General features: G+C 60.6%; 19 protein-coding genes. 6 read left to right on the plus strand and 13 right to left on the minus strand.

The features are described 5' to 3' along the window. Nucleotides 1–44 precede the first annotated feature (44 nt). From ubiA to Thiofri_RS17450, 3 genes are all read right to left on the minus strand, one after another. Nucleotides 45–983 carry a 4-hydroxybenzoate octaprenyltransferase gene (ubiA, locus tag Thiofri_RS17440; RefSeq protein ID WP_009147604.1) on the minus strand — a complete coding sequence of 313 codons (939 nt, stop codon included), beginning with the start codon at nucleotides 981–983 and terminating at the stop codon, nucleotides 45–47. Nucleotides 984–1,185: 202 nt separating this feature from the next. Next, nucleotides 1,186–2,466, minus strand: a complete 1,281-nt coding sequence (locus tag Thiofri_RS17445; RefSeq protein ID WP_040855328.1) for a U32 family peptidase C-terminal domain-containing protein — start codon at nucleotides 2,464–2,466, stop codon at nucleotides 1,186–1,188. Between the two features lie 50 nt (nucleotides 2,467–2,516). Continuing rightward, nucleotides 2,517–3,722: a ChaN family lipoprotein gene (locus tag Thiofri_RS17450; RefSeq protein ID WP_009147602.1), complete on the minus strand. Its 1,206-nt coding sequence runs from the start codon at nucleotides 3,720–3,722 to the stop codon at nucleotides 2,517–2,519. A 245-nt stretch (nucleotides 3,723–3,967) separates the two neighbouring features. On the opposite strand from Thiofri_RS17450, the gene Thiofri_RS17455 reads away from it, so the two are divergent. Then, on the plus strand, nucleotides 3,968–6,331 hold the full coding sequence (locus tag Thiofri_RS17455; RefSeq protein WP_009147601.1) for a M1 family metallopeptidase: 2,364 nt from the start codon (nucleotides 3,968–3,970) through the stop codon (nucleotides 6,329–6,331). Here Thiofri_RS17455 and Thiofri_RS17460 read toward each other — a convergent pair. Next, nucleotides 6,267–7,076, minus strand: coding sequence for a response regulator transcription factor (locus Thiofri_RS17460; RefSeq protein WP_009147600.1), 810 nt, complete (start codon nucleotides 7,074–7,076; stop codon nucleotides 6,267–6,269). The genes Thiofri_RS17455 and Thiofri_RS17460 overlap by 65 nt on opposite strands. Before the next feature lie 117 nt (nucleotides 7,077–7,193). Between Thiofri_RS17460 and xseA the strand changes: the two genes are divergently transcribed. Continuing rightward, nucleotides 7,194–8,564 carry an exodeoxyribonuclease VII large subunit gene (xseA, locus tag Thiofri_RS17465; RefSeq protein ID WP_009147599.1) on the plus strand — a complete coding sequence of 457 codons (1,371 nt, stop codon included), beginning with the start codon at nucleotides 7,194–7,196 and terminating at the stop codon, nucleotides 8,562–8,564. Between the two features lie 71 nt (nucleotides 8,565–8,635). Here the strand turns inward: xseA and Thiofri_RS17470 are convergent, their stop codons facing one another. Then, nucleotides 8,636–9,838 (minus strand): pyridoxal phosphate-dependent aminotransferase, encoded by a 1,203-nt coding sequence (locus Thiofri_RS17470; protein ID WP_009147598.1) that lies wholly within the window; start codon nucleotides 9,836–9,838, stop codon nucleotides 8,636–8,638. Nucleotides 9,839–10,292: 454 nt separating this feature from the next. Between Thiofri_RS17470 and Thiofri_RS17475 the strand changes: the two genes are divergently transcribed. Beyond that, nucleotides 10,293–11,753 (plus strand): TMEM43 family protein, encoded by a 1,461-nt coding sequence (locus Thiofri_RS17475; protein WP_009147597.1) that lies wholly within the window; start codon nucleotides 10,293–10,295, stop codon nucleotides 11,751–11,753. A 165-nt stretch (nucleotides 11,754–11,918) separates the two neighbouring features. Further along, nucleotides 11,919–12,704: a cold shock and DUF1294 domain-containing protein gene (locus tag Thiofri_RS17480; RefSeq protein ID WP_009147596.1), complete on the plus strand. Its 786-nt coding sequence runs from the start codon at nucleotides 11,919–11,921 to the stop codon at nucleotides 12,702–12,704. Between the two features lie 78 nt (nucleotides 12,705–12,782). On the opposite strand, the gene Thiofri_RS17485 is transcribed toward Thiofri_RS17480, so the two are convergent. The 6 genes from Thiofri_RS17485 to Thiofri_RS17510 form a co-directional block, all read right to left on the minus strand. Continuing rightward, nucleotides 12,783–14,483, minus strand: a complete 1,701-nt coding sequence (locus Thiofri_RS17485; protein ID WP_009147595.1) for a GMC family oxidoreductase — start codon at nucleotides 14,481–14,483, stop codon at nucleotides 12,783–12,785. Continuing rightward, on the minus strand, nucleotides 14,480–15,097 hold the full coding sequence (locus Thiofri_RS17490; RefSeq protein ID WP_009147594.1) for a gluconate 2-dehydrogenase subunit 3 family protein: 618 nt from the start codon (nucleotides 15,095–15,097) through the stop codon (nucleotides 14,480–14,482). Before Thiofri_RS17490 ends, Thiofri_RS17485 begins: the two co-directional genes overlap by 4 nt. A 230-nt stretch (nucleotides 15,098–15,327) precedes the next feature. Continuing rightward, complete coding sequence (locus Thiofri_RS17495) at nucleotides 15,328–15,741, minus strand: hypothetical protein (RefSeq protein ID WP_009147593.1); 414 nt, start codon at nucleotides 15,739–15,741, stop codon at nucleotides 15,328–15,330. A 183-nt stretch (nucleotides 15,742–15,924) separates the two neighbouring features. Continuing rightward, entirely contained in the window at nucleotides 15,925–17,439 is a 1,515-nt protein-coding gene (locus Thiofri_RS17500) for a rhomboid family intramembrane serine protease (protein WP_323705511.1), read from the minus strand. 164 nt (nucleotides 17,440–17,603) lie between these two features. After that, on the minus strand, nucleotides 17,604–18,848 hold the full coding sequence (locus Thiofri_RS17505) for a Bcr/CflA family multidrug efflux MFS transporter (RefSeq protein WP_009147591.1): 1,245 nt from the start codon (nucleotides 18,846–18,848) through the stop codon (nucleotides 17,604–17,606). Nucleotides 18,849–18,853: 5 nt separating this feature from the next. Beyond that, nucleotides 18,854–18,979 (minus strand): hypothetical protein, encoded by a 126-nt coding sequence (locus Thiofri_RS17510; RefSeq protein WP_323705512.1) that lies wholly within the window; start codon nucleotides 18,977–18,979, stop codon nucleotides 18,854–18,856. 186 nt (nucleotides 18,980–19,165) lie between these two features. On the opposite strand from Thiofri_RS17510, the gene uvrB reads away from it, so the two are divergent. Further along, a complete protein-coding gene (gene uvrB, locus Thiofri_RS17515; protein ID WP_009147590.1) occupies nucleotides 19,166–21,181 on the plus strand; it encodes an excinuclease ABC subunit UvrB in 2,016 nt (671 codons plus the stop codon). On the opposite strand, the gene Thiofri_RS17520 is transcribed toward uvrB, so the two are convergent. Both Thiofri_RS17520 and Thiofri_RS17525 read right to left on the minus strand, forming a co-directional pair. Beyond that, nucleotides 21,156–22,325 carry a L,D-transpeptidase gene (locus tag Thiofri_RS17520; RefSeq protein ID WP_190275778.1) on the minus strand — a complete coding sequence of 390 codons (1,170 nt, stop codon included), beginning with the start codon at nucleotides 22,323–22,325 and terminating at the stop codon, nucleotides 21,156–21,158. The genes uvrB and Thiofri_RS17520 overlap by 26 nt on opposite strands. A 213-nt stretch (nucleotides 22,326–22,538) precedes the next feature. Continuing rightward, entirely contained in the window at nucleotides 22,539–22,727 is a 189-nt protein-coding gene (locus Thiofri_RS17525) for a hypothetical protein (protein ID WP_009147588.1), read from the minus strand. Nucleotides 22,728–22,871: 144 nt separating this feature from the next. Between Thiofri_RS17525 and Thiofri_RS17530 the strand changes: the two genes are divergently transcribed. Continuing rightward, nucleotides 22,872–24,446 (plus strand): Do family serine endopeptidase, encoded by a 1,575-nt coding sequence (locus Thiofri_RS17530; protein WP_009147587.1) that lies wholly within the window; start codon nucleotides 22,872–22,874, stop codon nucleotides 24,444–24,446.

Below are 24,446 nucleotides of genomic sequence, written 5' to 3' on the forward strand. Positions count from 1 at the left end.
AGCCGATCCGCGACCGGTCAAGCCAGCCACCCTCTGAATAAGGTTCATAGTCCCGGCCACCCCGGAGAATGAATCTGCTGTTTCAGAGTAAGGTAGTTGATTGCGACCCCTGCGAACACGACCATGCCGTAGTAATTATTGTTCAAAAACGCATGAAAACAGCGCTCGGGCTCGCGCCCAATGATGAGCCACTGCTGATAGAGGGCCAGCCCCGCAGCCACCGCAAGGCTCGCGTAGTAAGCAAAGCCCAGACCCGCGCCCAGCCCGACCCCAACCAGCAGCGCAAGCATCAGCACCTGCAGCAGACCAACCACCAGTCGATCCTGTTGGCCGAAGAGGATGGCAGTGGATTTAATGCCAATCTTGAGATCATCCTCGCGATCAACCATGGCGTACTGGGTATCGTAGATCAGCGCCCAGACCACAGCGGCAATAAAAATCAGCCAGGCGAAGCCGGGAATACTGCCATTGATCGCCATAAAGGCCATGGGCACCGCCCAGCCAAAGGCCGCGCCCAGAAACACCTGCGGCAGATGGGTGAAACGCTTCATGAAGGGATAGATGGCCGCGAGCCCCACCGCAACAAAGGACAGGGCCACCGTCTGCCAGTTGAGCATCAGCACCAGAGCAAAGGCCAGCAGGCAAAGCACCACAAAGACCCCGAGCGCCTCACCCGGGCGGATAATCCCCGCCGCCAGCGGCCGCGCCATGGTGCGCCGCACATGGCCGTCAAAGTCGCGATCAGCATAGTCGTTGATGGCACAACCGGCCGAGCGCATCAGCACCACGCCGAGCACAAAGATCACCACCACAGCCCAGGGCGGCTGCCCGTCCCCGGCAATCCAGAGCGCCCAGAGCGCCGGCCACATCAGCAGAAAAATGCCAATCGGCCGATGCAGGCGCACGAGTTCATAGTATGCACGCAGGCGCTCGCGCAATCGCAGACCGCGCGCAGCAGCGAGTTTGACGTCAGGTACGGACATGAGCCATCGCGAAAGCCAAAAAAACAAGCCCTGGATTATGCCACAGCCAAGCGCTCAGGCGCAGAAGAGGCCGCCGGTACAGCCATGCGCTGCGGGGTATTAGCCCTCGCGCTCGAGTCCAGGCCATTTGCAAAACCCTGATGACCAGAACAACAAGATTCATGTCACTGGACAGGAATGGCTTGATGGCCAGACGAGAGGCTCACAACCGACGCGTCAGCAGACCAAACTGACCGACCCCGGCGCTCTGGGCCATCGCCGGCACGCCCAGGCGCACGCTCCAGCCCGAGCCGGGAGCAACCTCGAGCGGCTGGCCCTGACTGTCTGTCAGCTGATCGCAGGCGAATGCATGGTTGCCGGCGGGCGTGAGCAGTTCGAGCCGGTCACCGCGCGCGAAGCGGTTTTTGACCGCGATCTCGGCGAGACCGGCCGCAGCATCATAGTCAGTCACCTCGCCGACAAATATGGCGCCAACATTGCGCGAGACGCCGTCCTGATAGTTCTGCAACTGTTCGGGCGCGTGGCGTTGGAAAAACCCGGCTGTGTAGCCACGGTTGGCCAGACCCTCGAGCTGCTCCAGCCAGCGTGGCTCAAAGGGGAGACCGGCACAGGCGGCATTGATGGCCTGGCGGTAGACCTGGGTGGCACGAGCGCTGTAGTAGTGGGATTTGGTGCGCCCTTCAATCTTCAGACAATCAATGCCGATATCGACCAGCGCGGCAACATGCTCGACGGCGCGCAGATCCTTGGCATTGAGTATGTAGGTGCCGTTTTCGTCCTCGAACACCGGCAGCAGTTCGCCGGGGCGCTGCGCTTCTTCGAGCACGTAGCCCTGATCAGCCTGGGCGGCGGTTCCAAGCCGGTATTCCCAGCGACAGGCGTTGGTGCAACTGCCCTGATTGGCGTCGCGATGATTAAAGTAACCGGACAGCAGGCAGCGCCCGGAGTAGGCGATACAAAGTGCGCCGTGGATAAAGACTTCCAGCTCGATATCCGGGCACTGCTGGCGAATCTCGGCAATTTCCGCCAGCGACAGCTCGCGCGACAGAATCACCCGCGCAATCCCCTGTCGCCGCCAAAAGCGCACCGCCGCCGCATTGGTGGTATTGGCCTGCACCGACAGATGAATGGGCATATCCGGCCAGTGCTGGCAAACAAGATCGATCAGCCCGGGGTCGGACATGATGAGCGCATCGGGCACATCGGCTGCATCATCCGGGCTCAGAATGGGGCGCAAATCCTCAACAAAGGTGCGCAGCTTGGCGCCATGGGGCACCAGATTTACGGCCAGATAGAAGCGACGACCGAGCGCATGGGCGGCGCGAATGCCGGTGATCAGATTCTTGCCGGTAAAATCGTTGTTGCGCACCCGCAGGCTGTAGCGCGGAATGCCGGCATAGACGGCGTCGGCACCATAGGCGAGCGCATAGTCGAGATTGCGTCGGGTGCCGGCCGGCGCCAAGAGTTCGGGGCCGGTGCCAATTGCCGGGTTGTCTACCGGATTGGCTGCCGGGTTTGCCGCTGGATTGGCGGTCAATGCAGTTCCACCGTCACCATCAGGCGCTCGGGCTCGCCGATGAGTCCCGGGCGCAAAGCTTCCACGACCAAGCGTTCCCCCGGTGTGGCGTCGATCATAGCGATGCGCACATCGGCGTAGTCCTCAATGGTGCGCTCGCCAATGCGCACCAGACGGTCGCCTTCCTTGAGCCCAGCGTCCCTGGCACCACTCTCAGCCGCAAAGCCCTGGATGCCAATACCCTCGCCGTCCGACTCAATATCCAGCATGACGCCAAGCAGGCCACGCTCGGGCAATTCTGCGGGCTGCGGAAACAGCAGATAATCGGCCCGCTCAGGCGCAAAGGCATAATGGGTGCCGTTCAAAATGGTAACCATTTCCACCGGACGGCGCCGCTTGAGCCTTTGCGGGATGCCCTGACCATATTCGATGTGTCCACTACCGGCCAGCACAACCAGGGTCGTCCCAGGGTGCATCTCCAGATAGCGCGCCGCCTGCTCCGCCATGCCCTCGTCCCACAGGAGTTGCACCGCGAGAAAACGCTCGAAGTCGCTATCCGGGCCTTGCGGATGCAGATCAAAGACGGCTTTGATACGCTCCCGATAAGCAGGATCGGACGCATCGAGTTGCGTCGGCAGCCGGGCGCGCTCCTCGGCTGACAGGGCATCGAGCCCCTGGCCGCCGACTTTTTCGGTCAACTCCTTGGGCACATTGAGCGCGATCAGCGCGATGCCATGCTCGCGCGCGAAGTGCAAAATGGGGCGGTAGAGCCGGTAGTCGAAGCGCCAGCGGTCAAAATATTCAGTCTGCTTGAGCATATCCTGTTCGCTGATGTCGCCCGCGACATAGGCATCGAGCACTGACTGGAACGGCTGCTGGAAAAATTCCATCCCGATCGCCAGCGGCTTGCCACGCGCGTGCAGTCGCTCGATGATGGCCAGTTGGTTGAGATGATCGGCATAGCTGTCGTGCGTCTCGCCGATAAACACAGCATCCTGATCGGCAATGCGCTCGATCAGATCCTCAAGCCCGACCAGGCTGGTCATGTCAAGCACCTGGGTGCTCGCGACGGCTTGCTCGGCTGTGGCTGCCTCCGCGTCCATGGCGACACCCGGCGGCACTTGCGCACTGACTGCAAACAACGGAAAGCACATCAGGAGGAGACCAAGCATGGACGCGCGCCAGTGGCGCAACGCCCCGGAGAAGCGGGAGTGGCTGAACACAGGTCTGATTCCTCCGCGATGAAAGACTGATGACCGCGCGCTGGACGATACCCTAAGATGCTGGGTGACACTAACCATGATGTATTCACGGTGTCCCCAGTTGCCACCCACCTTGCCGTCACCCGGCCCAGAACGAGCCGACATCTCAAGGAGTTTCGGTATACATCAGGTTGCGCGGTACTGGGTACAACCCCAAACTTGCTCGGAGTTGATCGGTTCAACGGCCAATATGCTCGATGAGAACGATGCCCCACACTCGAATTTGCCCGATTTTTCCTGGCAGCGCACCGCAGCAGTCATGGCTCGCCGGCCTGGTTGTGCTGCTGGTTGCAGTGTTGCTGCCGATCCCGGCCAAAGCCGCTCCCCCCCCTGGCAACGACCAGGTTCGCACCAGCGCGCATGCGCTTGTGGTGAAACTCAATCCGCGCGCGGGCGAGATCATCGCCAACGACCGGCTGACGCTGCCCGAGCCGATGCGGGAGGTGAATTTCGCCCTGCATCGAAATCTGCACCCCGAGCTGGCGAGCGCGGGGCGGTTGCACCTGACTGGCAGCCACGGCCACTTGCATTTTTATCGCGCCGAGTTACCAAGCCCGGCCACCGAGATCAGTCTGCACTATCGCGGGCGCATTCGCCACGGGTTGCAGGAACTCACAGAAGGCATGGGCCGCTCGCGCCAGCAATCGCTCGGCACTATTTCAGCGGATGGCGTGTTTCTAAGCGGCTACAGCGGCTGGTATCCGCGCCTGGACAATACCATGGATTCCTTCACCCTGGCAGTCGGTCTCCCCGCAGGCTGGAGTGCGGTGTCCCAGGGTGTCGGGCCTGGCCAAGTCCCGCCGCTGGGCGCAGACGATACCCCCGACACAGCAGATTCATCCGCCGGGGAGGCGCCGAGCCATGAGCATTCGGCGGTTCAAGTCTACTGGCAGGAATCCCATCCACAGGATGAAATTTACCTGATCGCCGCACCCTTTGAGTTTTATCAGCAGGCGGCCGATGGGGTGGACATCCAGGCCTGGCTGCGCGAGAAGGACGACACTCTCGCCAAGCGCTACCTTGACGCCACGCGCGACTATCTCAAGCGCTACAGCACCCTGATTGGCCAATACCCCTATTCCAAGTTCGCCCTGGTCGAGAACTTTTGGGAGAGCGGTTATGGCATGCCCTCCTTCACCCTGCTTGGCCCACAAGTGCTGCGCCTGCCCTTTATCCTGCACAGCTCCTACCCACACGAAATTCTGCACAACTGGTGGGGCAATGGCGTCTTCGTTGACTGGGACAGCGGCAACTGGAGCGAGGGGCTGACAGCCTATCTAGCCGACCATCTAAACAAAGCGCTCGTCGGCCAGGGCAGCGCCTATCGGCGTGATCAGCTCAAGGCCTATGCCGATTATGTCCGCGCCGGGAGCGACATGCCCCTGATCGATTTTCGCGCCCGCCACAGTCAGGCCTCGCAGGCCATTGGCTATGGCAAATCGCTGATGGTTTTTCACATGCTGCGCCAGCTGCTGGGCGATGCGCCCTTCATCGCCGGCCTGCGGCTGTTTTATGCGCAGAACAAATTCCAATCCGCGAGCTGGCAGGATATCCAGCAGGCCTTTGAGCAAACCAGCGAACAGGATCTGAACGCATTTTTCAGCGCCTGGACAAAACGCCCGGGCGCCCTGCGTCTGAGTCTTGAGGGGGTTGAATCGCACCAGCAGCCCGACGGGCGCTATCGGGTCAGCGCTGGGGTGCGACAACTGCAATCCGAACCGCCCTTTCCGCTGCGGGTGCCGGTCATCGTGCACGACAGCCTGGGCGCACCTCATAGCCTTTGGCTTGCATTCAACGGCGAGCGCGAGCGGTCCTTTGCCTTGACGCTCGATCAGCCCCCGCTGCGACTGGCCGTCGATCCAGTATTCGACAGCTTCCGTATGCTAGAGCCCGGCGAAACCCCCGTCAGCCTGAGCAACCTGTTCGGCGCGGAAGCTGGCACCCTGATCCTGCCCGCAGCGGCCCCGGCGGAGCTGCTGCGCGCCTACCGGCAACTCGCCGATGACTGGCAAAAAGGCCAGCCGCACTGGCGTATTTTGTCGGATGCCGACATCGAACAGCTACCCTCCGGGGCAGTCTGGCTGCTAGGCTGGGAAAACCGTTTTCTGCCTGAGTTCAGTCGCGACAGCACCAATTTCCAAATCAACACCGCACAACGGCTGGTCAAGCTGAGTGGCGAGGATGCCTTTGTTAAAGACCAAATTCCGGTGCTGACGCGCTTTTCCAATCCAGGCGCTGCCGGACCAGCGGCAACGGGCGCGAAACCGGGCGGCAGCGATAGTGCCGCGCCTGCCTCAAGGGACTCTCGGCCAATGGGGTGGCTCGCAGCACAGGACCCAGCCGCCATCGCCGGGCTGGCGCGCAAGCTGCCACATTACGGAAAATACGGCTATCTGCTATTTGCCGGCGCCCAACCCACCAACCAGCGCAAGGGCCAATGGCCGGTGCGGGACTCCCCCTTGATGCACTGGTTTAGCGATAAAACCGGCACGCCTCTGGCTCCGGTCAAACGCCAGTCTCTGATCGATGCGCTCGCGCACCCACACCCACACCCACACCAAGCGCCGTGACATAGCGCAGCAACTCATCAGGCGTGGTAAAGCCAAGCTTTTTCATAATCCGCCGGCGGTAGGTATCAACCGTCTTGGTGCTGATGCCCATGTCCTCGGCGATATTGCGCAGCGCGCTGTTGCGCGCCATGGCTTCAAGCAAGGCGCGCTCGCGCGCGGACAGCCGGTTGAAGCCGGCCTCCTCGGCTGGCTCAGGCGCGCGCGAGAAAAATGCTTCGCCCAACTTGACCTGCCGAATGGCGTCAAGCAGATCCTCGACCGACTGGTCCTTCTGCACGAACCCCGTCGCGCCCGCGGCGGCCATTTGCTGCACGAAGCTCTGATCGCCATGTGCCGAGAGCGCAATCACCCGCACCCCGGCCGACAGGGCACGAATGCGCGCCGCCGCCTCGATGCCATTCATGCCGGGCATACAAACATCCAGCACCACCACATCCGGCTCCAGTTCCTCACTCATGCGCACGGCCTCATCGCCGTCGCCAGCCACGCCGATGAGTTCGACGCTGGGATCCCCCCGCAGCAACGCACCCAGCCCGTCGCGCACCATCACATGATCATCGACCAGAAGCACCCGAATCGGTAGCGGTGGAGGCGGAGGCTCCTCCGGGACGGATTCCGAACCGGCTTCCGCGATCAGATCTGGCGCTTCGTCCTCGCCTAAGGGCTGCACCGGATCATCATCAGGGTATTCAAGCGCGGATTCACCGCAAGCCGCGTCAGCAACGTCTTGCTGTTCTAACCTCATGCATAACCTCCCCCTCCCAGAACATTGCCAAAGTCGGAGTAAAATGCGTTCAATGCGCAAAAGAACTGTTTAGCATGCTCCCTGGCACGCCCGCAACCAACCATCGCCCCATGCGACATGACATACGACAAACAACCGCCCGCTCTTGACTTTAACCGAGATATCTGGTCCGTCTCCAGGCTAAACCGCGAACTGTCCGCCGTACTCCAGGGCAGTTTTCCGCTGCTATGGGTGCAGGGCGAGGTCTCCAATCTGGCGCGCCCGGCCTCCGGGCATCTGTATTTCAGCCTCAAGGATCAAGCCGCACAGATGCGCTGCGTCATGTTCCGCAACAAGCGCCTGCTCGCTGCTGTCACGCCCGCAAATGGCCAGCAACTGCTGGTGCGCGCGCGCCTGGCCTTTTACGAGCCACGCGGCGACTGCCAGTTGATCGTCGAGCATGCCGAGCCGGCCGGTGAAGGCGCGCTGCGCATGGCACTTGAGGCACTAAAAAGACGCCTTGCCGCCGAGGGCTTGTTCGATGAATCCAGCAAACGCCCGCTGCCGCCCTTGCCGCGCCAGATCGGCCTGGTGACCTCAGCGAGCGGTGCCGCGCTGCATGATCTGCTCACGGTGCTCGGGCGGCGCTGGCCACTCACGCCGTTACTCATCTATCCGGCGCAGGTCCAGGGCGAAGGTGCGGCCGAGAGCCTGATCACCGCGCTAGAACGCGCCAACGCACGCGCTGACTGCGATTTGCTGATCCTGGCGCGCGGCGGAGGCTCCTTTGAAGACTTGATGGCCTTTAACGACGAAGGCCTGGTGCGCAAGATTCGCGCCTCCGCCATCCCAGTGCTGACAGGCATCGGTCATGAAGTCGACCTCAGCCTGGCCGATCTGGCCGCTGATCGCCGTGCCGCGACCCCTTCGGCTGCGGCTGAATGCGCCACACCGGCACAGCTCGCCATGCGCGAGCGCCTGCTCGGCCTGGAAGGTCGCCTGGTGGCCAAGACCCAAACCTGGCTGGACCAAGTCCGACGCCGCCTGATTAACACCGAACGCCATCTGCGCCTGTTGCATCCCCGCAACCAACTGCAACAGCAGGCACAAAGACTTGATCGGCTCGAGCAACGCCTGTGCGAGATACAGGGACGCATCCTGCGGCGCCAGCATGACGGACTGAATCACCTACAACAGCGCCTGGCCATTGCCACCCCGGCCCGCACCATTGAGCGCGAACGCAACCACAGCGACAGACTCCAGGGCCAACTGAGCGCAGCCGCGCAAAGGCTGATCGAACAGCGCCGCCAGCGCCTGCAGGCCATCAGCGCCGCTCTGAATGCCCGCAGCCCACTGGCGACCCTGGGCCGCGGTTACGCGCTCGTAAGCAGTAGCGACGGCAAACTCCTCAAAAGCCGCCATCAAGTGCAACCAAACGCGCGCCTGAGCATCCGCCTGGCAGACGGCACCATTACCGCGCGGGCAGAAGAGCAAGCAAGCAGCGATTGAGCTGGATAACCTTCATGGTCCCGACCACCCAGGGTAATGAATCTGAGTGATTCACAGTAAATGAGGCCGGCTCAGCCCCCCTGAGCCAACTCTGCCACCTTGGCAAGCCGCTCCATCGCCTGCTCAAGATTGTCACGGCTGGTAGCGATGGAAATGCGCACGCACCCATTGAGCCCGAACGCCGAGCCCGGCACCAAGGCGATGCCGGCCTGCTCAATCAGATACTCCGCGAGTTCAAGATCCGTGCTGACCGACTTCAGACCATCAATCAGCCCCTGCACCTCTGGAAACACATAAAAAGTGCCATCGGTCGCCATGCAGTCAATGCCAGGCATGCCATTAAGTGCATCAACCACCAGATCGTGACGCTCCTTGAAGGCCGCGACCATCTCCAGAATGCATTCCTGCGAGCCCTCAAGCGCCGCCTGCGCCGCTACCTGAGAGATGGAGGTCGGGTTGGAGGTGCTCTGCGACTGGACCTTTTTCATCGCCTTAATGATTGGCTCGGGGCCACCTGCATAACCAATGCGCCAACCGGTCATGGAGTAAGCCTTGGACACGCCATTGAGCACCATGGTGCGCGGTTCAAGATCTGGACAAACATTGAGGATGTTGACAAAGGGCTCGTCTTTCCGCCAGCGGATATGCTCGTACATGTCATCCGTGGCAATGAGTGCGCGCGGAAACTCCCGCAGTACCTCACCAAGCGCTTTGAGTTCATCGGCGCTGTATGCCATGCCGGTCGGGTTCGACGGGCTGTTAATCACCACCAGCCGGGTTTGCTCGGTCATGGCCGAGCGCAATTGCACCGGAGTGATCTTAAATTGCTGCTCCGCTCCCGCATGCACAAACACCGGCGCGGCCCCCGCCAGCAATACCATATCGGGATAAGACACCCAGTAAGGCGCAGGAATAATCACCTCATCGCCCGGATCAAGCACCGCTTGGGCCAGGTTATAGAAGCTTTGCTTGCCGCCGCAGGACACCAGAATCTGATCGGCAGCAAAATGCAGCCCATTCTCGCGCTCAAACTTGGCCACCACAGCTGCTTTCAGCTCGGTGGTGCCATCGACCGCCGTATACTTGGTGAAGCCATCGCGAATGGCCTTGATCGCGGCCTCCTTGATATGGGCCGGCGTGTCGAAATCCGGCTCGCCGGCACCAAGGCCAATCACATCCTTACCAGCCGCGCGCAGCGCCTTGGCACGGGCGGTAATCGCAAGAGTGGCCGAGGGCTTGACCGCCTGGACCCGGGCAGAGAGCTTGATCGTCATGGTTGTTTGACACCTTGAAGTTGGACAGAGTGATCAGGTGCGCGCCACCGCAACACCAACGCGACAATGCGGACCGATGCAGGAAGGCGCTCAGATGCCACAATCATAGCCGAGCATCATGCCCCATGTCTCAGGCCGTCACGCCGCAAAGCCAGCCAGAGCAGAAGGCTCGCACAGCACCCGTCGGTGTCGCAAGCAGATTGGCACAGAGGGCAATTCGGACCTAGATTCCGCACCAGAAGCGTGAAGGTTTGCGATTGGTATAGCGTGAATCACATGGATTCATTCTCTGGGGTGGCCGGGACCATGAGCGTCAGGCGGTCCATGTAAGGGTGCAAACAGGACTGTTGTCCCGCCCAAAAAAGGATGCTAGGTTTTCGTCAGCCAGCCTAGATCAGCCATGATCTGACGAATGTTTTTTTAGAGTCCTGCAAATCCTAGGGGGGTACGCACCATGGCAACAGATAAGAAAAACCGCTGGGCAGGCCTTCTGCTCGGTCCCGCCATCGTGTTCATCGGCCTGGGAGCCATCTGGAAAAACGAGACCCGCTTCGACTATCACCAGGCCGCGCAACAAACCCAGAGCGTCCAATCTCCGCGTGATTTGGTCTCCGAGCAGCGCTTTTCCTATACCGGAAATATGGATCAAGGACTGGTCATGGACGGCGACTATGTCGAGACCTTCACCGGCTATCTAATGGTGCGCCGCAGCGCCGAGATCTATGCCTGGGACAAGGACACGGACTCTGATGATCACGTGACATGGACGCGCCGGTGGATGAGCAGCGTGGAGAGCAATTCCCGCAACCAGGGGATCCGTCAGCAGCTTTCTTCGCGCACATTTACTCTGGCGCAGTACGACCTTGGGGACTTGGCCATCAATGGCGCACGTATTGAATTTGTTGATAAAACCGTGGAAATATCACCTCAGGATTTGCAGGTAACGCACTCGGCACTGCAAGACCAGGGCGGGTATCTCTACCTCTCCAAAGGACAGTCCGACAATCTCGGCGATGAACGAGTGCGCTACACTGGCATTCCAGTGCCAGCGACAGCCACTTATTTTGGCAAGGCGGCAGCTGGACGTGGCGTAGCCGATACATCCCAGGCGCGCACCGGCATGATCAATGATCTTATCCAGGACAGCGGAATTTTGCACCATCTGGTCGCTGGCGAGCGCGAGACCGCACTGGCGACCATGGCGGCCCATATCAGCCGGTTAAAGTGGATTGTTCGGGGTCTGGCGTCAGTGGCGGTCATCCTGGGCTTCAATATCTTCTTCAGCACCATCCTGGGAGTTCTCTACTCCGTTCCTGTCATTGGCAACATCGCCAGATCCGGGGCTTTTGTTCTTTCCCTGGTGCTGGGCATCCCACTCATACTCATCACCATGCTTGGTGGTTTCTTCCTGGCCAACCCACTGGTCCCGGCGGTATTGGCGGCCCTGCTGATCGTCGGCATCATTGCTCTGCGTCAGCGCAAGAAACAGACCCGGAAAGCGGTCTACCAAGATCTGCAAACCCAGTACGGGCCTCAACTCGAGACCCTGGACATGACGGAACTGGAGTTCATCGAACTGGCCAAGCTGGTGTTCGCCGATGGCCAGTTCGATCCCAAGGAAGAAAAATTTCTGCGCGACTGGTCGCGTAAGCAGGGCTGGAATGACGCACATTTCGCGACCATGCTGGCGAAGGCGAAAGACATGGGCAGCGCAGGCCCGCCAAGCCGCATTGCCAGCGAAGAACACCTGAAGACACTGATCCGACTCGCCCTGGCCGATGGCAACCTGTCGCGTGAAGAGCTGAAAAGCATTGAGCACGCCGGAAAACGCCTCGGTTACGATCAAAAGCGCATCGCGCGCCTGACACAACAAGTCCTGCAACTGGCAACCACAAAAGCGGCGCATACTGCTTAAAAAAAGCACCTGAACGGGCGCTGAGTCTGACGGATCGAAGCACGGCGCTATCTGCTAAAGACCGGATTTGCGTTCCGCCATGGTTATACCGCAGTGTTTATTTTAACCACAGTGTTTGGTAAAATCGAGAGAACCAAATCTTGATTTAAGGAGCACGGAACGGACATGAAAACCGACCGGGGCGCGCTACGCGAAGGAACCATCATCCGCTGGGAACAGGGAAAAGGATTCGGCTTCATCAGACCTCGCGACGGCTCTAAGGATGTTTTCGTTCATGTCACCGCATTGCCCAACGGACGTCCGCTGAGCGTCGGAACCGATGTGATCTTCAGCCTGACCGAGGATCCCAAGGGACGCGGCATGCGCGCTTTGAAGGCCGTGCCTGCTGCTGGAAAGCCAGGCTCCGTCAACAAGACCATGGTCGAGCAGCAGATCGAGCATCCACCGCAGCACGCGCGCCGCAATAGGCTCGGATCTCGACCTCGCGAGGAAAACGCAGAGCATCGCTCAACGAGAACAGACAGCCGACGACGCGACCAGAGCTTAAGGGCCATCCCGATCAATGCGCAGAGCGTTTTCGTCGGTTTTCTCGCCCTCTTTTGCCTCACGGGCGCTGTCATCATGATCCCGGTAACGCCGATCCCTCTGATCGCTTATCCCTTGATGAGTCTGATCGCATTCTTCGCTTATGCACGTGACAAGCTCAGCGCGATTCGCAATACCTGGCGAATCCCCGAGAGTTCGCTGCACTTACTGGAAGCCCTGGGCGGATGGCCAGGCGCCTATCTCGCCCAAAAGAGCATGCGCCACAAGACGGTGAAGACGAGCTACCAAATCACCTACTGGCTAATCGTCTGTCTCCATGTCGCATTCTGGGCGACTTGGCTGATCGCACCAGAAATGCTAATCAGTGTACTCAAATCAACGGCGGAGATATCCTGGTCAAATTAGGTCCTTTTCAGAGCTAGTCTTCACTCAGTCCGCACTCCTCTGAAATCACTCCTCGCATTGCGGTCGTCATCCCTGCATTCATGAGCTGCGACCGGTCGGCTTTTCCCCCAGCATCCGCTCCGCCACCCGCAGCGCATTCGCATAGATAGTCCAGGTATAGGGCACGCTGCCACCGGTGGGCATGAAGCTGCCGTCGGTGACATAAAGATTTTCGACCTCATGGGCGCGGCAGTCAGCATCCAGCACCGAGGTCTTGGGGTCGGTGCCAAAGCGGCAGCCACCGGCCATCAGATTGGGCGGCGGGGAGCCGCTGATGCTTGAACGCACCCGCGCGGCTCCCAGTTCGTTTAATACCCGCTCGGCCTTGTCGGCCAGATAGCGCCCGACTTTCAAATCCTGCGCATGATGGCCGATGCGGATGCGCGCGACCGGCTGACCCCAGCGGTCTTTCACCGAGGGGTCGAGGCTGACAAAACAATCGTCGTTGGGCAGCCAGTCGCAGAAGACCTCAAAGCGCAGGGTCCGATCCGCACGAAACCACTGCTCCAGCCGACGCTTGAGCGGCAGGCCCCAGAGGAGTTCACCATCGCGCCACTTGGCCCGATTGGCCAGGCCGGTAGGGTTGGGATGCGCGAGCATGAACTCCACAATCCCGCCCTTGTGCGGCCCGGCGGCGAAGGACTGATCCTTGATGACATACCAGTCATCGAGCGCACGGTTCACGAAGGGTCCCATGGTCTTCAGAGCCGCCGCGCGTTCCGGGCCAAGGGCATCGTATTCCAAGTCACCGGAGCCCGAACCGCCGGCGGAGAACAGCAGATTGCGGCCCACTTGACCGGAGTTGTTGGCCAGACCCTGGGGAAACTTCGGCCCGGTGGAATTGAGCAGCAGCCGACTGGTCTCTACCGCCTGGCAGGCCACCACGAAGCGCTTGGCGGTGACCTGTCGGCGCTGGCCCTCGGCATCTGCGTATTCCGCCGCGATTACCTTGCCGCGCGCATCGCTAATCAACCGCAGCACTTGCGCATGGGAGCGAATGGCGCAGCGCCCTGTGGCCAGTGCCGGTGCCAGCCAGGCCGCGCGCGCACCACCCTTGGCGCCGCTTGAACAACCAAAGCTGCCGCAGTAACCGGAATACTCGCAGGAACGCCGCCTCAAAGCCGGGCGCGACAGGATGGCGCGCGGCACGCGCAGGGCGTGATAGCCGAGGTTTTCGCAGGCTTGGCCGATCCAGGCCGACACTGGATGTTCGAGCGTTGGCGGATAGGGAAAATCAGCGCTTGAACGCGGTTCGATGTTGGGGTGCTTCGCTATGGCCCCGGAGATGCCGACCAGCTGTTCGACCTGATCATAGTAAGGTTCTAGGTCGTCATAGCCGATTGGCCAATCGACGCGGTTGGCGCCATCAATGGGGCCAAATGCTTCGAGCTGACGGAAATCCACCGGCTTGAGCCGATGAAAAAAACCACTCATCAGGTTGCTCGAGCCACCAACCAGATTACCGTTCCAGAAGTCCCAGCCGGACTCTGAAGTCGGCGTCGCGGTCCAGTCGCCATCCGCATTGCGGTCTTCGACTACATGAGGCTCGAGACGCTTCTCTGGGGTATAGACCGGACGCCGACAGCAGGCCAGCTCATCCTTGCGAAAATGTTGGTCTGCAAGCCAAGGGCCTTTCTCCAACACGAGCACCGAAAGACCTGCCTGCGCCAAACGCCAGGCCACGGGCGCACCGCCAGCACCGCTGCCGATGATGCAGACATCGCAGTCGGTGTCGCTCACAAGGGCAGCCTCGGGTAGATGGTCTCGGCATCCGGGCGCGGATAGCCGGGGACATGTTCGAGCCAACGCCAGCCGATGCCATTCGGGTTGCCGCCATAGGCCGGATCGGTCAGCAGGGCTTCCATGAGATAGAGCAGCAGCGTGGAAAGCCAGTTCTCACCGACATCGCTCGCGGCGGTCTCGCGCAGCAGGGACTCGCGCGCATCGCTGTCGAGGTTGAGAAAAGACTGCCCGGTGCGCTGTCGGCTCAGATCCTCCAGCCAGCCGGCGCCGTTGAGAATAAACGCCGGCTCATCCGCATCGGTCCTGGCATCGGCCAGCACAAAGCGCAGATAGTTAAGCGCATTGATTTCCCGCGCGCCTGGAGCGGCGGGTTCGGACGGGAACAGATGCAGCTGCACTGCGTCGATGAGCGCCAGGCGCTCGGCTTCGCTCAGCGGCATGGTTGCATCAGAGGTGGCTGCAAGGGCCGGCGCAAAAAGCCCGGCGACCGTGACCCCAGCGCAGCGGGCAAGAAAGGCGCGGCGGTCAAGTAACTCCCGATGCCAGTCGCAGAACAACGGGCGCGCGATGCCAGGGCCTGCACTCTGTTTCTGTCCGTCACGGCGAATCATGCTTGTGCCCAATTGGCTGAAAGGAAGTGGCCAGATATACCAATCGCAAACGGGTTTTCGGTTTTGGGTCGGGCGGCGGCCACGGGGGTCTCGGCGGCAGGACGCCGCCGGGAAGCCTCCATGGATGGATTTACGGCGCCCCCCGTGGCCGTCACCCGGCCCAGAACGAGCCGAAATCTCAAAGGGTTTCGGCATAGCAACGCCGTATTGCAAAGAATGCCGGATTTCTCTCAGCCGCCCTGAATTTCGACCTTGATCGGTTGTCCTTGCGGGTCATAGGTCACCCGAAACACGATAAAATCACTCGACGACATAAAGCCTTCGATCGGGCTGCCCACCAAGTTCCAAATTCCCAGAGTCGCAACGGAGAGGATGCCATGGGTAAAGGAACGCAGGGTCGAGCCCTTCTTGCGCCGAACCTGATAGACCTCTTCAAAGGTGCCATCTGGTTGCTCCTTGGCAAGCAATATTTGCCCGCCATACTCCAGCAACCCCAGAAAACAACTTCTAGTCTCGCACCGTGCGATCCTGTTCTCAGTCGCGCCGGCCTGTTTTGACGCCTTCTTGGCCGCAGGCCCAGTACATGTGCTCAATGTGGTTGCCAGCAGCGCTAGCATCAGCAAGCTGAAAAAACGACGAGTCATACAGGGATTCCGCTTGTGTGTGGGTAATTTACCCGTTGAAATCTGCCGATCGCGAAGGCGCACGAGAACGCACTCTCGCGGTCAGCAGGAGTGCCGCAAGAACATTTGCGTCCCCGCCGCTGGCATCTGGGGTCTTTATCATTCTGACAAAAATTCACGCGATTCGAAAACAGCTCGACTGATTCAAGCTGTTGTGCTTGATTGGCGCGCCATTCTGCGCAGAATTGCGCCATGGCTTGCACCATATTTGCCTTGCGCGTTCCTTAGAATCTGCTTTGCAACCTCATGTTGAGCACAGGTCTGCGCGTACCGAAACAGTGAGGCTGCCTCCTCGACGCTGCCGAGGGCAAAATGTTCAGACATTTGCAGGCACTCCTCCAGGACGCGAAAGGCAGCGGCGATCTTACCCTGGCGCAGGTAAAGGGAAATCACCAATCGTCCGGCACAGTGCACGGCACGATAGTTCCCATAATCCTTCATCTCTTGAAATATGTCTTCATAGGCTTCGGGATTTCTCGCGTAGAGGTCGAAATATTCAAGCAGAATCAGCACCGCCTCGCTATTTCGCCGCACCCGCACGGCCTGAAAAAGACGGTCGATAAAGGACTGGTAATCCCGCTTTGCCTGATGCAACCGCTCCTCGTTTTGATAGGTTTCCGGTCGCTTGCGATATGAACTGAACCCTCCAAACCTGTCTCGGCGCCTCCACTGCTGACGCCACAACTCTTCGTCCAGGTCTTCTTGGTTGATTGCGCGTTGTTCTTTCAAAAAGTAAACGCCGATTAAATAGCCGGTGAATCCACCGGCAACGTGGGCAATGACAAGAACATTACCGACATCAGCGGATGAAATGACACGCCAAGTATCCAAGCCGATAAACCACACCGCAAGAATCCAAGCCGGGATGTAAGAATGACCAACTGGGAACCCCACCCAGAAAAGCGTCTTGATGCGAGCCTTCGGCATCAGAAAGGCTGAAAGACCGATCATGCCCGTCACGACACCTGAGAACCCGAGCGCAGGCAAGGGTTCGGCGCCGAGCAGAACAGTGACAGAGTAAGCGCAATCAGCGGTAACGGCTGTTGCGAACAAGATGGCGATGTAACGAAGTTTCCCTCCCACCAGCAATTCCAATGCGGGAGCGAAAGCGATGAAGAAGATCATGTTACCGATCAGATGCTGCCAATCCGCATGTGCGAGCGATGACGTAAGCACCCTGAATGGGTTCCAACCCAAGGGGTCATACATCAAAGCCCCATCCAGGCTCCACGGAGGCCCGGATTGGAGAAAGTGCTGATAAAGACGCTTCAGGTTATCGACAAATCTTGCCCGACTCACGCCCTCCAAGGGATCGGGAGAATCTAGCAATTGATTGTAGAAGGCCTCCGGGTTCGGACGCGAATGGATGAGTGGAAGCCACTTCTGGCAAGTTAGAATTGCCGACTCGTCATTCTCCTTCAAAAAATCGGAGCGCAAAAGTTCCTGATTGCTTCTGCAATAATTATGGACCGAATAGCTGATTCGTTTCTCGTTCTGATCTTGCTTCCAATAGATGAGGGTACAAAGAACGACCACCGCGAGTGTCACCCAGGGTATTTTCCCCAACTGCAACGCCGTGCTATATGGAAGAAACATTGTTGAGTTTTCCGATATACGAATCGCAAACGGGCTTTCTGTTTTGGGTCGGGTGACGACCACGGGGATCTCGGCGGCATGGATGCCGCCGGGACGCCTATAGGGATATATTCACGGCGCCCCAGTGACCGTCACCCGGCCCAGAACGACGCAAAACCTCAAAGGGTTTCGACATACCGTCCAATCAATAGTATCGACTTATCGATAGCTCCCAAGGCCAAGCTGTCCTATTCCGAATCGCTCACTGAGGCGGCTATTCGGGGAGACGAAAATCGCGTACCCATAAGATAGCAACTGCCGCTCAGCAGGCCGCTCAGGCCCATGCCGACGAGTAACGGCGTCGCGCTGCCATCGTGCAGGAGGCTGATCAGCGAACCGCTGAGCGCCCCTGCACCGAAGCGGACCGCGCCGCCGAAGGCTGAGGCGGTGCCGGCCAGATCGGGAAAGTCAGCCATAAACCCGGCCATGGCATTGCCCATTACCAGCGCCGTCATGCCCAGATAGGCTCCCGTTAGGGGTGCGATCAGCCACAGGCTCGGGTTGGGTACCTGAGTCAGCACCAGCATCAAGAGCGCGGCGAGCGCCTGCACGCCAAGCCCGATCTGCAGCAGCCGCTCGGCACCAAAGCGCGGAATCAGTCGCGCGTTTAGCACGGACACCACCAACGCTGCTGCCACATTGGCTCCGAACAGCGGGCCGAAGACCTGCGGCGAGATGCCGTGGAGCTCGATGTAGACGTAGGGCGAGCCGACGACAAAGCCCATAAGTCCGGCAAAGCTCGCCGAGGCCGTGCCCAGATAGGCCAGCGCGCGGCGATGGCGCAGGATGCGCCCATATTGACGCAGCGGATCCGAGAACCTTAGCTGGCGCCGCGCCGGTAGCAGGGTTTCCGGCACCACACGCAAAAACAGCAGTGCCGTGACCAGAGTGATACCTAGCAGGGTGGCAAACACCCAGCGCCAGGAACCGACCAACAGCACCAGACTGCCAAGGCTCGGAGCGATCAATGGTGCCAGCCCCATGACCAGCATCACCAGCGTCATCACCCGCGCATAATCGTCATGCGCAAAGCGATCACGCACCAATGCCGGGATGGTCACGGCAATGGCCGCGCCGCCGACTGCTTGTAAACTCCGGCTCACCAGCAGCCAGGTCATCGACGGGGCCAGCGCGCAGCCCAGGACGCCGAGGGCGAAAAGCGCTAGCCCGCCGCCGATCAGCGGTCGGCGCCCGCGCACATCCGACAAGGGCCCGAGCAGCAGCTGAGCGCTGGCGAAAAACCCCAGATACAGGGTGACGCTGAACTGCGCAAGCCAGATGTCGCTGCCCAGATCGCGCGCAAGCGTTGGCAAACTGGGCAGGTAGAGATCGATCGCGAAGGGCGTCAGGGCGGCCAGCGCCCCGAGGGTAATCAGCAGGCTAGGGTGTAGGTGTGCGCGGCGAATCAGTCTGTCTCCTTTACCGTGAATCAACAGGCTTAATCTTCCGGGTTGGCCATGACCATGAGCGTTAGGGTGGACTTGGCGAGCGGCTTGGCGCTTCCCGCTCGACCAATGCCGCGAGGATACGCGGGATCGCAAGTGGTGGTGGGTTGCTTGGCCATCAGGCGGAATGTCCAGTCAAGCGTTCGCCGCGCCTCCATGGATGGATTCACAGCGCCCCGTGGCCGTCATCCGACCCAGAACGAGCCAAAATCGCAAAGGGTTTCGGTATATCATCATGACACAGGGTAATAGAATGAGCCTCATAGCCCCACCACACGCCTTTGGATGCGCCAAGATTCCGCACCATGACACAGACTAGAGCCTTCCAGCTCGAATGCGCCTTCCAGCCTGCCGGCGATCAACCAGCTGCGATTCGCGCGCTAGTTGAGGGGCTGACCGACGGCGAGGCCGGCATGACGCTGCTCGGCGTGACTGGCTCGGGCAAGACCTTCAGCATCGCCAATGTGATTGCCGAGCTGCAGCGCCCGGCTTTGATTCTGGCGCCCAACAAGACGCTCGCCGCTCAACTCTACGGGGAGATGAAGGACTTCTTCCCGCACAACGCGGTGGAATATTTCGTCTCTTACTACGACTACTATCAGCCGGAAGCCTATGTGCCGGCGACCGATACCTATATCGAGAAAGACGCCTCGATCAACGAGCATATCGAGCAGATGCGCCTGTCCGCCACCAAGGCGCTGCTCGAGCGACCCGATGTCATCATCGTCGCGACGGTATCGTCGATTTATGGACTAGGCGATCCGCAGGCCTATTTGCGCATGGTGTTGCATCTCTCGCGCGGCGATCTGGTCGATCAGCGCGCCATTTTGCGCCAGCTCGCCGCGCTGCAATACCGCCGCAACGAGATCGAGCTGTCTCGCGGCAGCTACCGGGTGCGCGGCGACATCATCGACATCTACCCGGCGGAGTCCGAGGACGAGGCGCTGCGGGTGGCGCTCTTCGATGACGAAATCGAAGAGTTGTCCCTGTTTGATCCGCTAACCGGCGAAGTGCAACGCAAGGTTCCACGCTTCACGGTGTTCCCGAAGACCCACTATGCCACCCCGCGCGAGGTCGTGCTCAACGCCATCGAGCAAATCAAGGTCGAGCTGCGCCAGCGCCTGAACTGGCTGCGCGACAACAACAAGCTGATCGAGGCCCAGCGCCTGGAGCAGCGCACCATTCATGATCTGGAAATGATGCAGGAGGTCGGCTATTGCTCCGGCATCGAGAACTACTCGCGCTATCTCTCCGGGCGCGGTCCCGGCGAGCCGCCGCCGACGTTGTTTGACTATCTGCCCACCAACGCCATGGTGGTGGTCGACGAGAGCCATGTCACGGTGCCTCAGCTCGGTGGCATGTACCGGGGGGATCGCTCGCGCAAGGAGAATCTGGTCGAGTATGGCTTCCGGCTGCCCTCGGCGCTCGATAACCGCCCGTTAAGGTTCGAGGAATTCCAGGCGCGCCAGCCGCAGACCATTTATGTCTCGGCCACCCCGCGCGACTATGAGATCGAACAGTCGGGCGCAGTGATTGAGCAAGTCGTGCGCCCGACCGGGCTGGTTGATCCTGAAGTGGAAGTCCGCCCGGCACTGAGTCAGGTCGATGATCTGCTATCTGAAATTCATCTGCGCGTCGCCGCCAACGAGCGGGTTCTGGCCACCACGCTAACCAAGCGCATGGCCGAGGATCTGACGGATTATCTGTCCGATCACGACGTGAAGGTGCGCTATCTGCACTCGGACATCGACACCGTCGAGCGGGTAGAAATTATCCGCGATCTGCGCCTGGGCGAATTCGACGTACTGGTCGGCATCAACCTGCTGCGCGAGGGCCTCGACATGCCCGAGGTGTCGCTAGTTGCGATTCTGGATGCCGACAAAGAGGGCTTTCTGCGCTCGACCGGGTCGCTCATCCAGACCATCGGCCGCGCCGCGCGCAACGCTCAGGGTAAGGCCATTCTCTATGCCGACAAAGTCACCCAGTCGATGCAGCGCGCAATTGAAGAGACCGAGCGCCGCCGCGCCAAACAGGTCGAGCACAATGAGGAGCACGGCATCACGCCCCAGACCATCCGCAAGGCGGTGGCCGAGGTGCTTGAAGGTGCCAGAGTGCCGGGAGCGCCTGCACCCAGCCGGCGCGGCAAACGCGACGACGCGGATGCCAGCCCCGTGGAGCACTTAACCCCGGCGCAACTCAGCAAAAAGATCAAAACCCTGGAAAAACAAATGGTCCGCCACGCCCGCGAGCTGGAATTTGAGCAGGCGGCGGCGGTGCGCGATCAGCTCAAGGCGCTTAAGTCGCTGGCATTGGCGGCTTGACCGAGCCTGCCGCCTGTGACGCTGGCGATGCGCTGGCGTCACTGCCCGAGCCGCTTTGCTCGGCGGCACCCGAGGCGCTAGCGTCACTCGATGCATTGGCGTCGCCCGATACAGTGGCGTCACTCGATGATGCATTGGCGTCGCCCGATGCATTGGCGTCACTGGCGCTGTCGGTCTCAGTCGCACTCGGGCGCGCGGCAGGGCTATCGCCGCCTTCAGGCTCGCTACCGCTGCTGCTGGCCTTTGGCGGAAATTCCTCCCCGCGCAATGCTGCGATCTCAGCGTCAAGCCCGTCGAGCGGCTCGCCTTCCTGACTTGCCTTTGCCGCCGCGCGCCGTGCGCGAGCCTCGCCCTGGCGCGCTTTCACACGCTCGGCATAATTTCCGTAACTCGGCCCCTGAGAGCCGATCACGGTCACCCGGGCTCCCTCATCGACATGGTCAAAAAGCGCATCGGCCAGTTGAGCCGGCATGCGAATGCAGCCATGGGACGCTGGACTCCCGGGCCTGGGAATTGGCCCCGCATGCATGCCAACGCCATCGTAGGTCATACGCAGAAAATGGGGCATCCGGGCACCGACAAAGCGCCCACCTGCGGGAACGGCATCGCGCCCTGCCTTCGCATTGCGCTTGACCAGCTTGCCCTCGCTATCATAGATGCGCCCGTAAAGATTGGAGCGCTTGTCCGACACTTTTTCGAGAATCGAAAACTCCCCCGTTGGGGTGCGATGACTGGAGACACCCGTGGCCACGTTGCTCCAGCCGACCAAGTCTTCGCCGGCGAAAAACCGCGCCTGCTGGGTATCGGTGTCGATCACAATGCGACTGACGCGCCGCCCACCACCGCGCCACTCAAACATCTTGCCCACCGCCGCTGCCTCCTGTGGCTGCGGAATATCGCCATTGGCTGGCGGCCAGGGCAGTGGCTCGTCTGCTGGCTTGTCCGCCTCCGCCTCGGCAGCCGCAGCAGTCTCAGTCGCCTCGGCCTCGGGCGCCTCTTTGTCAGGGCGCTCCGGCAAACTTTGAGTACAGCCGCTGAGCAGCGCACCAAGCAGGCCGATATGCATCGCGTTAATGAGCCAAGCTCTTGGATTCAATGCGTCAGAGCGCAACTTCAAGGCAGCCATGGCAGGTAATTTGTTCATTTGTTTCATCATCCCAAATCCGATCACACTAACCGGAATCGCCACAATTGCGATCACCGCAACAAGGGCCCGAAACCACCACCGAACGCCAGCGAGGCCGCACGTTAACCCTTTAATCCCGCGAAATCAAAACAAAATTTCCAGGGTTTCATCATCTGCGCTGCCAGGCTGGGCAAACTCGCAACACCCTTGCGCTAAACCGTCTCCCGCAGCTCAAGAATTCTGATCGATATTCTTCAGCGCACCGCGCATGGCGTCGATGATGAGTTGGTTGGCGCGTTTTTCGTCCAGCTCTGGGACCTCCCAGGCCATGATACGACAATATTTTTTGACCAGATGGCGCAAATCGTGCGCCAGCTCGTCGCGATAGCGCGACATTTCGATCTGTTCCAGCTCTGCCATCAGTATGACCTCTCACTGGCCCGGGAGTTTTGTTGGAACGCGCGAACCAGGAACATGAATAATCGGTAATGCGGGAGAAAAAACGCGGCAAGGCTGCCATTATGACACTGTCACGACGAATTCACCCAACCGACGGAAATCGCGATGAACACCATGCATCAGACCCTTTCAAAGGCTGGCGCGCCCGAGCGACTGGCGAAGCATCAGCCTCCCGCCAAGCGCGAGGCCGTCAACCATCAGGTCATCTACCAGGCAGTGGCTGTGCTGTTCGGGCTCGGCCTGGCCATTCTCGCCGCCAGCATCCCGGGACATCTGAACGCCGCGCCTCAACCCGAGGCCGTCATGCGTACCACTGTGCCAGGGTCAGCAACCATGGCGCTACCAAGTTTTGCCAATATCGTCGAACGGGTGGTGGATGCCGTGGTGAATATCAATGTGGAGCAGTCAGTCCAAGCCGGGCAGTCCGGCCCCTCCATTCTGCCGCCCGGGCTGCCAGAAGACTCACCACTGTCGGAGTTCTTCCGCCGCTTTCATGCTGAGCCCGATTTCTCCAAGCCGCGCGAGGGCGAAGGCTCGGGCTTCATCATCGACCCGGCCGGCTTGATTGTCACCAATAACCATGTGGTCCAAGGCGCCGACCGCATTCGGGTGACCTTGAACAACGGCGACGAATACCCGGCGCAGCTGCTCGGTCGCGACCCAAAAACCGACCTGGCACTGATCAAGATCGACGCACCAGCGCCCCTCACCGCCGTGCAGCTCGGCAGTGCCGAGGGCGCCAGGGTCGGCGACTGGGTGCTGGCAGTGGGCAATCCCTTCGGGCTTGGCGGCTCGGTCAGCGCCGGCATCATTTCGGCGCGCGGGCGCGACATCAACTCCGGCCCCTATGATGATTATCTGCAAATCGACGCACCCATCAACCGCGGCAATTCGGGCGGTCCGCTGTTCGACGCCAGCGGCCGGGTGATTGGTGTCAATACCGCCATCTTCTCACCGAGCGGCGGCAATATCGGTATCGGCTTTGCCATCCCGGCCGAGACGGTGGCAGATATTGTGACCGAACTGCGCACCAAGGGGCGCGTGGACCGCGGCTGGCTGGGCGTGCAAATTCAGCCGGTGACTGATGAGGTCGCCTCAAGCCTTGGCCTGTCTGAGCGCCAGGGCGTGCTGGTGACCGAGGTTCTGCCCGAGGGACCGGCCGCCGCCGCAGGTCTGCGCGATGGGGACATCATCCTGCGCGTTGACGGTCAAGTCATGCAGGACTACCGGGACCTGACGCGCCTGATCGCCAGCCTGGATGCCGGCTCCCAGGTGCAAATTGCGCTGATACGCGGCGGCCAGGGACTGACACTACCGGTTACCATCGGCCAGATGCCGACCGAGCCCCAGCTCGCTGACTCAGGGCTGACCAACGACGGCGATCAGGCGCGCCTGGGTGTTTACCTGGCTCCCATCACGCCCGAGACACGGCGCGAGCTCAACCTGAGCCCCGGCACTGCGGGCGTGCTAGTGACCGACGTCGAGCCCAACAGCCCGGCCGCCCGGGCCGGCATTCGCGCTGGCGCGGTGATTTCGATGGTGGGCCAGCAACCAGTCAGCACCCCGGAACAGGCTATCAGCATGATTCGTGCCGCCGCCTCTCAGGGCCGGCCCTCGGTGCTGCTGCGCCTGGAACAGGACGGCCAGCAGCGCTTTGTGCCGGTTCCTTTCCAAGGCTGA

Origin of the sequence: Thiorhodovibrio frisius, assembly GCF_033954835.1 — a bacterium.
Classification (GTDB): domain Bacteria; phylum Pseudomonadota; class Gammaproteobacteria; order Chromatiales; family Chromatiaceae; genus Thiorhodovibrio; species Thiorhodovibrio frisius.